Annotated in this window: 13 protein-coding genes and 1 pseudogene; 4 read left to right on the top strand and 10 right to left on the bottom strand. The window is 58.0% G+C overall.

What is annotated here, in order from left to right; genetic code table 11:
* Positions 1–775 precede the first annotated feature (775 nt).
* The gene (locus NKJ57_RS30340; RefSeq protein ID WP_352513710.1) at positions 776–1000 is read left to right on the top strand and encodes a DUF768 domain-containing protein; all 225 of its coding nucleotides are present in this window, start codon (positions 776–778) and stop codon (positions 998–1000) included.
* Positions 1001–1188: 188 nt separating this feature from the next.
* Here the strand turns inward: NKJ57_RS30340 and NKJ57_RS30335 are convergent, their stop codons facing one another.
* A complete protein-coding gene (locus NKJ57_RS30335; protein ID WP_023833470.1) occupies positions 1189–1374 on the bottom strand; it encodes a hypothetical protein in 186 nt (61 codons plus the stop codon).
* A 209-nt stretch (positions 1375–1583) separates the two neighbouring features.
* On the opposite strand from NKJ57_RS30335, the gene NKJ57_RS30330 reads away from it, so the two are divergent.
* Positions 1584–1907 carry an exopolysaccharide production repressor protein gene (locus NKJ57_RS30330; protein WP_352497379.1) on the top strand — a complete coding sequence of 108 codons (324 nt, stop codon included), beginning with the start codon at positions 1584–1586 and terminating at the stop codon, positions 1905–1907.
* 93 nt (positions 1908–2000) lie between these two features.
* The gene (locus tag NKJ57_RS30325) at positions 2001–2306 is read left to right on the top strand and encodes a hypothetical protein (protein ID WP_352497380.1); all 306 of its coding nucleotides are present in this window, start codon (positions 2001–2003) and stop codon (positions 2304–2306) included.
* 50 nt (positions 2307–2356) lie between these two features.
* On the opposite strand, the gene NKJ57_RS30320 is transcribed toward NKJ57_RS30325, so the two are convergent.
* Positions 2357–2572: a hypothetical protein gene (locus NKJ57_RS30320; protein WP_352513711.1), complete on the bottom strand. Its 216-nt coding sequence runs from the start codon at positions 2570–2572 to the stop codon at positions 2357–2359.
* A gap of 1192 nt (positions 2573–3764) precedes the next feature.
* Between NKJ57_RS30320 and NKJ57_RS30315 the strand changes: the two are divergent.
* Positions 3765–3900, top strand: a pseudogene (locus NKJ57_RS30315) (winged helix-turn-helix domain-containing protein); the annotation flags it as partial.
* Between the two features lie 216 nt (positions 3901–4116).
* On the opposite strand, the gene NKJ57_RS30310 reads toward NKJ57_RS30315, so the two are convergent.
* From NKJ57_RS30310 to NKJ57_RS30275, 8 genes are all read right to left on the bottom strand, one after another.
* Positions 4117–5115, bottom strand: coding sequence for a phosphatase PAP2 family protein (locus NKJ57_RS30310; RefSeq protein ID WP_352513712.1), 999 nt, complete (start codon positions 5113–5115; stop codon positions 4117–4119).
* A complete protein-coding gene (locus NKJ57_RS30305; RefSeq protein ID WP_352573813.1) occupies positions 5115–5753 on the bottom strand; it encodes a methyltransferase family protein in 639 nt (212 codons plus the stop codon). The genes NKJ57_RS30310 and NKJ57_RS30305 overlap by 1 nt, the downstream gene beginning before the upstream one ends.
* Before the next feature lie 19 nt (positions 5754–5772).
* Positions 5773–6570, bottom strand: a complete 798-nt coding sequence (locus tag NKJ57_RS30300; protein ID WP_352513714.1) for a sterol desaturase family protein — start codon at positions 6568–6570, stop codon at positions 5773–5775.
* 154 nt (positions 6571–6724) lie between these two features.
* The gene (locus tag NKJ57_RS30295) at positions 6725–7243 is read right to left on the bottom strand and encodes a prepilin peptidase (protein ID WP_352513715.1); all 519 of its coding nucleotides are present in this window, start codon (positions 7241–7243) and stop codon (positions 6725–6727) included.
* Between the two features lies 1 nt (position 7244).
* Positions 7245–7796 carry a tetratricopeptide repeat protein gene (locus tag NKJ57_RS30290; protein ID WP_352513716.1) on the bottom strand — a complete coding sequence of 184 codons (552 nt, stop codon included), beginning with the start codon at positions 7794–7796 and terminating at the stop codon, positions 7245–7247.
* A 53-nt stretch (positions 7797–7849) separates the two neighbouring features.
* Positions 7850–8800 carry a type II secretion system F family protein gene (locus NKJ57_RS30285; protein ID WP_352513717.1) on the bottom strand — a complete coding sequence of 317 codons (951 nt, stop codon included), beginning with the start codon at positions 8798–8800 and terminating at the stop codon, positions 7850–7852.
* Positions 8801–8810: 10 nt separating this feature from the next.
* The gene (locus tag NKJ57_RS30280; protein ID WP_352513718.1) at positions 8811–9782 is read right to left on the bottom strand and encodes a type II secretion system F family protein; all 972 of its coding nucleotides are present in this window, start codon (positions 9780–9782) and stop codon (positions 8811–8813) included.
* Complete coding sequence (locus NKJ57_RS30275) at positions 9782–11158, bottom strand: TadA family conjugal transfer-associated ATPase (RefSeq protein WP_352513733.1); 1377 nt, start codon at positions 11156–11158, stop codon at positions 9782–9784. The genes NKJ57_RS30280 and NKJ57_RS30275 overlap by 1 nt, the downstream gene beginning before the upstream one ends.
* Positions 11159–11396: the final 238 nt, after the last annotated feature.

Genomic DNA, 11396 nt, shown 5'->3' with positions numbered 1-11396 from the left:
GTCATGGTGGCGTTCCTTCGCGGGAATCAGGTGACGTGAACAATCACCAGCCTGCCATGACCGCCCCCTCTCAGCGAATTTGCAGAACTCTCAGCACACTACCCTGTTTGAGCTTGGGCTTCATCAGAATGAAGGGCGACATGGTTCATCCGAATGTAGAAATTTGCGTTGGGGGGAGGTGAGAATGAGGCTACCAGGAAATGTGTTGGCTGGGAGAACGCCCAGGTGCAGTGCGGTCCGCGAAAGCGATCAATGAGGTTGAATGCACAGAACGTGCCGCCAAGACAGCCAGGTTGAAATCGCTACGCTTGGCTCAGATCTTGCCAGAGGCCGACCCGCACTTTTCGTTCAACGAGGAACTCGACTGCTCGGTACTTGTCGCCGTGCTGGCTCGGGAACCGCATAATGATCCAAAGCGGCCCGAATCCCATTCTTTCCGGCGGCTGCCCCTGCGACGAGGCCTTTGATCTCCTCAAGCAGCGCCGTTAGGCTTTGTCAACAATCGGCTTTTTTCGCCGTGGCGACCCCACATGGCTCTCAACAACGCGCACGTGCTCGGCGTCGACAGTCACCAGTGGCCGCAGGCTGACGGTTACCTTGTCGCCGTCGATGCGCGTGACCGGGCCGACTAATTCCATAATGGCCGATCACGGCCTTCGAAGTCGAATCGACAACCGCATACGGGAAGTCATAGGAGGGAATCGTCACGCTTATGCGATCGGGTGTCACCCGGCCGCGGGCGGGTGCAGTGTCAAGGATGAGAGGTTGCTAACAAATGAGCGTCCGTGGCCTGAGGTTTCTCGATAAGTGGGTAGCCAAACAACTGCCCATTGTGGCGCGGGGAGACCCCATCTCGGTTGGCGACTTGAAAGACCAGTTGATGACAGCTGCCGAGAAGGCCGGGATTCCTGCCGACGAGATCGACGGCGAGCTTGAAAGCGTCTTCGAATTGATTATCGAAGTGAATCGTCGTGTCGCCGAAAGGGTGGACTTAGCCTGAGGCTTCCCCGACGTGCCAGTCATGTCCTACATGCCGGACTGCCTGACAAGGGGCTCGCTTACCTAACCGGCCAGCGCCACGCCAATGCCATCTCAGAGCAAATGTAGATCGACACCGCGAATCCGTGAATCCCCGGTTTGTTCTGGTCATGGCTTCTGCGCCGGTCCGGTCACACAGCGCTGGTGCGTTCACCCCTCCGGCTGGGCAGGGTCCGGTTCTTGGTGCCGCTCTCGTTGATTTTCGAGGAACAGCTTGGCGAGTTCGCCCCACTCAGGATGATCCGTGGTTTTATGCTCTTCTACGAACTCGAGGAAAGCCTTGCGCAAAGCGTCAAGGTCGAAAACCCCAAGATGCTCGCCCATACCGTCGTCCATGCCCGCGACTCTCAACGGTATTAGCTTGTCCTCTCGTTTGAGCCTTCAAGAGGGATTCCCTGAGTTTTGGCTTGGGAGCGCCTACATGGTTAATGGCGTGATTGCTAATATGACTATATCTAGGCAGCGCGGGGGCTCTATCTTCGCGCGCGGTGGCCGGTGCGGCCCCACACCCAAAGACTGCAGCGACCATTTCTGTGGATGGGTAAGTGCTAGCCGATGCGACATCATGCTGCAGCGATATTTTAGAATCAGCTAATTGCGCAATCGCTAAATTAATGAAACGCGGAGGAATGTATTTTCCACAGTTTTTGGTCGGCATGTCTGCCACTGCGATCATTGTGGCGATCTGGACCTACATCGAAGCCGGTTCAATTTGGACCGCGCTCGGCTGTGCGGTCCTTGCGCTGATCGTTCTGCAAGTCGGGTACGCCGGGCTGGTCGTTTGCTTGATATACTGGCGATCATCGGAAGCGGCTGACTCGACTAGTCGAATTTCGGTCGCGGCTCAACAGAACGTCGACGGCATCTGATAGCCCGCGATCGTCTCGGCACGGTCACGTGACCCTGGGGCAGCAGTTTTGCCTCGCAGTGCCGCCAGCAAGTGGGCCTACAACGTGTTTGCGGTGACAGACACCTACCCCGAGCTTCGGGCTGAAAGCCTTATCATTGATCCAGACGCGGAACTGGAGGACGGGTGCGTTGTGGTCGCCATGTTTGGAGGCGGTCATCCGCAAACCATGAGCTGGCGCAACAATCACGGGCGAGGCTATGGGGGCCGCTTTGCCGCCAAGGGAAGTCTGCACGAGACGTTCCTTCTCGATTCCCTGGTGTGCGGACGAGGGCCATCTTCTTGCATTCGCATCCTCGGCCGGGTGTTCGGCTACCGGCCGCGCTTCCCGCGCTACGGAACCTGGAACGATCCAGTTTAATTCTTGAATAATTTGGCTCGCTGCCTCACGGTGGCGGGCTTTTTTGTTGCTCAGCCCCAACGTCTCGACGCCGGGCTGCGGAACGCAAACGTCGTGATGTCGTCACGGGAAATCCCGATGTCGCTGAGCATGTCGTCTGGTGACTTGCTCAACTCGTCCGTCGCCTTCAACAGCGCCTTCTGCTCGGCTCGATGACGGACCCAATCGCCAAGGGGACCAACTGCGACAAGACGAAGATTCACAAGCATAGGAAGGTTCACAAGCATCGGACCACTCCCTTTAACGCTGCAGGAAAGTGCACGTAGCCTACGCCGATACGTCGATGCGTCTGTGACAAACCTCACAGATCGATCCGACGGGGCAAAAACTGCCCGGATGCCTGACGGTGGCGGGCCTTTCATATATATTAGCAATGCATAAAATTCGAGAAGGTTCGTGGCATGGTTGTTAGCAAACTCGCTGCTATCGTGCGACGCAGGCTCGGTGGATGGTGTGCTGGAATGCGTGGGGCTGGATGGATCAGGGGTCTGATGGAAGCTGACGCTCGCGATCTGCGGAGCGAGATCAGTCGGCTCCAAATAGACTTGATCGCTGCCGCCAACTCTCAGGGTAAATCCAGGCTGCATGACGTCGCGCACACACTGCGATGTCAGAAGGCGCGGCTGGAACGTCTGGAGGAGTGCCTCGCTTCAATGACGTCGAATGTCCGGCCAGAGGCATCCGCAACCCCGCCCCATGAAGGCCGGCCGTAAAAGGCAGCTCATCATGTCCGAAAGAGAACCCGCTGCCTCAGGGTGGCGGGCCTTTTATTGCTCAGCCCTACGTCTCGACGCCGGGCTGCGGAACGCAAACGTCGTGATGTCGTCACGGGAAATCCCGATGTCGCTGAGCACGTCCTCTGGCTTTACGCACCAAGTACCACGTCTGAGCGGTCTGTCGGTCGAGCAAGATGGTAGTTGGCTGCGACTGGCCAGGGTTCATGTAGGCCGCGATCGAACCCTCTGAAATCTCATATCGTTGCTCGCCGTTCGAGCAGCCGGCCAAGGCCGCCCAGATGCCTATTATTGCATCTAAGTGACTGATGAGGCCGCTACATCGTGAAACCCACCATCAACGAAGCACCCTTCTGCTATCGGCGACGCTCAGTCTAAGCGAAGGGCGCCGTCTGCTTGTCGCGCAGCGGCTTTTTTCGCCTCGGCGGTACATAGGACGGCCCAGCAGCCTTGTTGCGGGGGCTAACGGGCGGGCCACTGGGCCTGACCAACTTAGCGCCGGCTGGCAACATATGCGCACTGCTACCAATGCCAACATACAAACGAAGGAAGGACGCGATCTAACCCGCGATCGCCATTCCAAAGCCAACACCAAGGCCGACTGCGAGGCCCAGGAACAGCGTGGCGGCAAGATCGAGGGCCGAAGCGCGGACGGGGCGCCACAAGTCCTGGCGGGGCTCCCTGAGGTGACGATTCCGAAGTCGGCGAGCGCACCATAGACGTCGAGATCAACCGGCTGCGCCGCAAGATCGAGCGCGATCCGCCCAATCCGGTCTGGTGCAGACGGTGCGCGGTATTGGTATCGGCTCAGCGTGGAATAGGCGCGCCTTGGCCAGGACGTCACTTTTGGCGTGCTACCGACCGATACCAATCACGCTGAGCGTCGCTGACCCGGTGAACAACGGGAGGGCGAGCGGGCGCGGGCAGGTCGCCGAAGCGCCGTAGGTAGGTGGCGTTTGGCATTGCGAACGCGACGTACTTGTCCGTGGCAGATGGTCGGTGGGCGTAGCGATCGAAAAGCTTTTTCGGAGAGGCGATCAGCTTCGGCCCATAGGAATCGGTCGTTGCGGCAAGTCGGCACTCTGAATGGCCGGGCTAGTACGATAGGCGACCGATCTCACAACGACGATAGAAACTCCCGCGACGGCTGCCCCGGCAATCAGGTCAACCAAGTGATGTCCACCTTCCGGCATCGTACTGACGATCATGGTGATTTCCAAAAGGACAACCGGCCAAAAGACAATCCGGAAATATCGCATCGAATACGCGATCAGAACACCAAGGCTCGTGTGGAAAGAAGGGAACGTTACGAGCGGTTGAGCCTCACTCAAAAGTAAGGCGAACGGTTCGCCGGATCGCAGCTTCAGCAAAGTCGGGTGGTGCCACATCCCGGCATGAGCGGTGAAATTGCCGAATGTGGTGGCCGGCGGCTTGAAGAACGCATAGGCGCCCGCAGCCGGGGCCAATGCGACAACGACGCCTACGATCATCAGGCAGACCGCGCTGACGACAAAGTATTCAAGCAGTCGATCCATCCGGTGCATGAAGGCGTGCACCACTGCGACAATAATCATTTGCAAGCCGATCGAATGGTACGACGCCACCAGGATGGCACTGGCAGTCGAGCTACGATTGGTCAATTCCAAGAAGGCAAGCCAGTCGAAACCGAGCGTTCGGTCAAGTGCCGCCAGGTTTCCATCAATCAGTGGCCTGCTGTTAGCTGAAGCGAGGCAGATGAAGACGGCGATGGCAATCCCGAAGGGTATCGCGAGAGCACACAGATGTAGCAACGCATATCCTGCCCCGACCAACGTTCGGATCAATCGGGCAGGACGAGAGTCATCGCCCCGGATGCGATGAGCGACTAGGGCGACAACTCCATATAAGACAACGACGAGACCTGTTACCTTCGCGACGATCCAGATGTTTGAAGGATCAAAATAGACGTTCGAATAGGGCAACCAAACTAATACGGTTCCTGCAACAAGAGCCGTCAAACTCAATGATAAAAAAACGAGCCGCCGAACTTCCCCCATTACAACGCACCTCGCCACCTACGAGGCAGCGATAAGAATGGAAGTAGCATTGGAGTCGTCCGCCGGTACACATCGTATTCGGGGAACGCAGCCCGCAAGACCTTCTCCTCATTGACCAGCCGCCGATATTGGAAGGCCAGGGCGATGGCGCCGATCGCAGCCGCTGTCCAGGTTGGATTACCGAGGACAAGGCCGACCAAAACGATCGCCTCGCAGGCATAGATTGGGTGCCGCACGATCCGGTAGGGGCCTGCCGTGACAAGTCGCCTGGCCTGCGCAGTGATGCTGAACGATCTGCCGAGCCACCATAGGCACCAAATGCAAAGCGTGAAACCAACTATGGTGATGAAGTTGGCAACAAGCTGAACCTGGGGAAGCATCTGGGCCCGATGGGCGGCAACCAAAGTCACGGTGGCGAAGCATCCGATCATCGCCGAGATTCTGGGTTCGATCCCTTGTGCTGTCTTCACAGGCGGAAGACGCGTCACGGTGGTAGCAACGATGAGAACAAGGAAGCCGAGAGCTGCAACATCCGCCGCGACATCGACGATCATCGCGAGGGTCCATTCCGGATTACGCAGAACTGCAATCATGGCTCCGGCTTTCAAGGTCGCGCAGATCGTGAAGTAAAGTGTCATCACTGCGCGCCCGATGAAATCACGCGTCGCCGGTGGCGGGAGGTTCATTGGTTTTGCCCTTCGGGATTAGTGGGTAGGCGAGTTGTTCTACGTAGGTTGGCGGGATGGGATCATCGACGCCATAGCGCTCCGGCACCGTATTGCCAGGCAGATGCATTGTTCCAAACAACGCATCGATAAACGAAAGCTGACCTGCGAAGTTCTTATCGTACGCCGAGCGCTCGTTAGCATGATGCCAATGGTGGAATTGAGGTGAGGCGATCAACCACCGAAGCGGACCGATGTTTAGCCTGACGTTAGCGTGCAGCAACAGGCCGTGGGCGTGAAAAATGAGCGCGAACAGGGCGATCGCCGGGCTGCTGAAACCCAGCAAATAGACGGGCACGAGCGACGCGCTCTTCGTCAAGGCCTGATCAACAGGATGAACCCTGTGCGCTGCCAGCCAATCAAGTTCCTCGATGCTGTGATGAATGGCATGGAAGCGCCACAGGAACGGAACGGCGTGAAAAGTGCGATGCGCTAGGTAAAAGCCAACGTCCGCGATGACGATGATCTCCATCACCTGAAGCCAAACCGGCTGGGATGACACCGCGTTAGGGAAATAATCCGGTATCAACCGGCCCACCGTGCTTGTCGCCAGTGTGATAGCAGCGATCAAACCAAGCGTTATCGGAACGCCGTTGAACAAAGCATAGATGAGGTCGTTGAAGAAAGCTTTCCTGAATATCTTCTGACCCGGTCTCAGAGCAAACAGGTATTCGATCGGTACGAAGATCAGAACCGCAATCAAAAAGGCTTTGAGATTGAGAATGTCCATACGGCGCCTCGCCAGCGGCACTCAATCCAACCACTTCGCCGGTTTCAGCGCAAGTTAATGGTTTCTAAAGGGTTAATGTGGCTCGCCGGCCATAGCGAAGATTGATCATAGAAGTGCCTTGAAGCCGAGCGATTTTGCACCTCACCGCTCAGACCTAGAGGCCGACAGGACCCATCAAACCGGTATAGACCTGAAAGGCGATCGTGCAGATCGCCGCAATCGAGATCGGCACGCCAAAAGGCACTACGCCCTTGCGATCCAGATGCTGGACATAGAAACGGAAGGCGCCCTCAGGCAGCAAGAGCGGGTTTTTCACAATCAACGCCGTGGCGAGGGCGAACACCAGCAGCAGCAGGGAGAACACTGCAAGACCGCCTCCGCCGGTCAGGAATGGCATGACCGCCATCAGCTTGACATCGCCGGCACCGACCTTGCGCAATGCCCAGAAAGGGAAGAGAGCAAGAAACAGGACGAGACCGGCCAGCGCGCTCAGGCCCATGTCCCACCATGATCCAACCAGGATCGATGCGAACTGCAGTGACCCCAGTCCAAGGCAAAGCAGCAGGAGCACTTCGCGGTTGGAAATCTTCTGGGTCGTGAAGTCGAGCCACGCAATCCTCGCGAGCAAGGGTAAGGCGAGCGCTTTCAGCACCAGCGAAGCCGCAAGCAGCATTCTACTGCCGCTCGATGTTCTGCACACTGGACGACAGGAGCTTCAGATTGTTGACCACGGTCGGATCGTTGGGCGCCAGTTCGTAGGCTTTGAGGAAATTGCTGCGCGCATCCTGCAGCTTGCCGCGCAGCAGGTAGGAATAGCCGACATTGTTGTAATATTCGGGCGACGGGCCAACCAGCTTGAAGGCTCGGGCGTAGGCCCGGTCGGCGAGGTCAAAGCGGTGGATGCGGTCGCTGCAGGCGGCCAGGCCCATCCATGCGCCACCATCGTTGGGCGCCAGTTGCGTCACCTTGTAGAACAGCGCTCCCGCATTGCCGTAGTTCTCCGCGCGAAACTGGTTCTTGGCTTCGGCAACGGCCTGGTCGGACGCATAGTATTCGACGTCGCTGACCGTTTTCAACCCATCGAAAGCGTCGCCAAAGGACGTCACGTCGCCTTTCGACGGCTCGTTGGTGCGAACGACACGGTCGGTGGTGTTCGCCCCGTTCGTCTGGCAGCCGACGAGTGCCGCCATGAACAGGCAGGCCACGACTGCAATTGGCCTTGTCATAAAATCTCCCCTTGAGGCCCCCGACCCATATTAGGACCAAAGCATATGCGCAACTAGAAGAAAATTCCTTTCATGCGAATGACCACGGGTAGCATGATCACCATCATCACGACGGGGAAGATGCATAGGCCCAATGGAATCATCATCTTGACCGGCAAAGCATTGGCGCGCTCCTCGGCACGCAGGATCCGCTGCGTGCGCATCTCGTCACTATAAACGCGCAGGGCTTCCGTCAGGCTGGTGCCCAATTCTTCCGATTGCCGAAACAAAACCGCCAAGGCCCGCGCCTCTTCGAGACCGATGCGGTCGGCAAGTTCACGCAGCGCTTCCCGCAATGGCTTTCCAGCGCGCAGCTGCAGATTCATGATCGAAAGCTGGATACCGAGCCATTTATGGGTACCGGCCAGTTCAGCGCCGACGCGCTCAACCGCCGCCTCCAGGCTCATGCCGGCATCGGCGCAGGTGATCATCATATCCATGAAGTCCGGAAAAGCGCGACGATAAATCTGCTTTTGGCCGTTCTCGAATCGGTCGAGCGCGATGCTCGGAATGACGATACACCCAAGTCCTAGCAGGGCCGCACCAGCAAAGGCAATGCCGCCTTGCAAGTGATTCGGCAACACGCGCGAAAGAAGCGCGTACGTCACCAAGAATCCGACACACACGGCAGCAAGGCGAGACAATGTGTAAACGATGGGCGCGCTGGATTGATAGAATCCGGCCCGGTACAACTTGGCTTCAAGCGCATTTGGCTCGCCGCGTTCCTTCTCCAGAGCGCGGAAATAGGCATCGACAGGCCGCTGCGCCGAAATCCTGTTGAGTTCCTGCCGCGCGCCAAGTGATCGCCGATTGCTGATGCCCTCGGACAAAAGGCTTTGCGCAACCATTCTCCTGGTCTGGAGAGCCGGCATCAAAACCAACGCGGCCACGATAAAAAGTGCGGCCGCCGCCAGAAAGACAGCAAGCGAGAGCATAAGGGCCGAGTCTCCAATATTGGTCAGCAAGTCCGTGCCCTCAGAAATCGAAATTGACCATGCGGTACATGATGAAGTCCCCCAACAGCGCCCAGAGTCCGAAGATCAGAAACACCGGAAAAACAAGTGGGTTTCCCCACACATCTCCGTAATAGCTCGGGGCGAGGCCCGTGAGGATGCCGAGCATGAGAACCGGAAACAGTGAAATGATCCAGGCCGACATGCGTCCCTCGGCCGAAAGCGATTTTATCTTCATCCGGAGCGTCCGGCGTCCGCGCAACACGGAGGCGAGATTCGACAAGATTTCCGTCAGATTGCCGCCGGTCTTGGCCTGGATTGAGAGAGACACAGACAGAAGGTGAAGCCCTTCGAAGCCGACCCGTTCCGAAAGCTTCCGCACCGCTTGCTCCAAGCTCAGGCCGAAGGTGATCTCGTCTGACACAATTCCGAATTCGGTCCCGAGCGGATCAGGCATCTCGCGCGCAACCAGGCCGATGGCCACGGTGGTTGGGTGACCGGCGCGTAGCGACCGAACAATCATATCGAGCGCGTCAGGAAGCTGTGCTGCGAATTTCTGGATTCGCTTGTTACGGGCACGCCTTAGGACGAGAAGTGGGAGGGCTAACCCGACAAGCAAGAAGGCTAGGACCGCCACGATGGCCGAGAAGCCCAGAAGCAACGACATCACCAAAGCCAGCACCAAGCCAGCGAGCGGGAACATCGACGCAAATGCGAGCGGATTACCAGTGATGCCTGATTGCGTATAAAGCCGATTCAGCGCTACCGCGCCGAAAAGGTAATCGCCTGATGCCGTCAGCCCGCGTTCCTGCAACAGTCCTTGCAAACTCTGTTCGGCCGGAGATTCCTCTCCCAATCGCTTCAGCCGCCGATTGATCGCGCCTACTCGCGCCCGCCGCCCCGCAAAAGACAGGTAGAGGGATTCGGCGGCGAGGATAACGGATGCCGCTGCCAGCACATAAATGAAGTAGAGCAGAGTCTGGCCGGTCGGCATCACAGCGAAACCTGCGGATTGAACGCGTCCTTGGCGAATTGGTGCCCCAAAATCGTCGCCTCCTGGGCAAATCGCGGCCGGATCCCGGTCGCACGAAAGTCGCCAATGATTGTTCCGTCCGGACCTACTTCGCGGCGGACGAAATGATAGATCTCCTGAATCTGGACAACATTGCCTTCCATGCCGGTCAGTTCCGAAATCGAAACGACCCGCCTGCCACCATCGGAAAGGCGCTGAGTCTGCACTATGATATCGATGGCCGATGCAATCTGTGCGCGAATGGAGTCGTGGCTCATCGGCATGCCAGCCATGCCGACCATCTGCTCGAGCCGGGATATCGCATCACGCGGCGTGTTGGCGTGGATCGTGGTCATCGACCCCTCGTGGCCGGTGTTCATGGCCTGCAGCATGTCAAAAGCCTCCTCGCCGCGAACCTCGCCGACGATAATGCGGTCAGGCCGCATGCGAAGCGCATTCTTCAGCAATTCACGCTGGCGCACTTCGCCCTTGCCCTCAACATTGGGCGGACGCGTCTCCAGACGCCCGACATGCGGTTGTTGCAACTGCAGCTCGGCCGCATCCTCGATCGTTATCAGGCGCTCCTTGGAAGGGATGTAGCTGGACAAAGCGTTGAGCAAGGTCGTCTTGCCACTGCCGGTGCCGCCCGAAACCAGGATCGACTTGCGCGCCTGCACGGCGATCCGCAGCAGATCGATCATCGGCGGTCGTATCGAATTGAAAGCCATCAGGCGTTCGAGCGAATAGGGCTTCTTCGAGAATTTGCGGATCGATACCAGCGGACCGTCGACCGAGATCGGCCGCACCGCGATGTTGACGCGCGACCCGTCTGCCAGGCGGGCATCGACCATCGGCGCGGACTCGTCGACGCGCCGGCCAATGGCCGAGACGATCTTGTTGATGACACGCAACAGATGCGCCTCGTCACGGAAACGGATCGCTGTCTCCTCGATCACGCCGCGGCGCTCGATGAAGACCCGCTTGTGCGTATTGATCAGAATGTCGGCAATGGAGTCGTCTTTCAGTAGCGGCTCGATCGGCCCGAGCCCCAGCATCTCGTCGGCCGTGTCGCTGGTCAGTTGATCAAGCTCGCGAGCATTCAGCGGTACATTGCGACCACGTACGAATTCGCGGACGATGGGACGGATCTCGTTCAGGATCTCATCCTTCGACGCACTTTCTAGGGTCGTCAGGTTGAACCGGTCGATCAGATGTCGGTGGAGATCGACTTTCAGCGCCAGGAACTCGTCGCCGTGCGGCGCCAGATCGGCAGCAGGCGCAAGCGATGTTGTGGTTGGCGGGGCCGCGGTCTGCACAGCCTGACGCTCGTCCGGTGCCTTGATGAAGCGGCCTAACATGTCGCCAGAGTCCCCCCTGAATTCCCCAGACCTGAAACTAGGCGTTAACCAAGAAAGGCACAAGCGCCTCGCAGGGCCATGGCGACGGATCCTTACAACATAGTTAAGGAGGGTCTCCAAAAAAATCGTTTTATTTTGGCTAAAGCGCCCTTCAGCCACACCTCACGGAACCTTTCGAACCGCAACAAACAGAAGGCGGTCGAAAGCTCTCCGTAAGCCCTTAGATATAAAGGCATAT

The sequence above is a fragment of the Mesorhizobium sp. M0077 genome, assembly GCF_040322955.1.
Taxonomy (GTDB): Bacteria; Pseudomonadota; Alphaproteobacteria; order Rhizobiales; family Rhizobiaceae; genus Mesorhizobium.
This window is presented reverse-complemented; position numbering and strand designations above follow the sequence as displayed.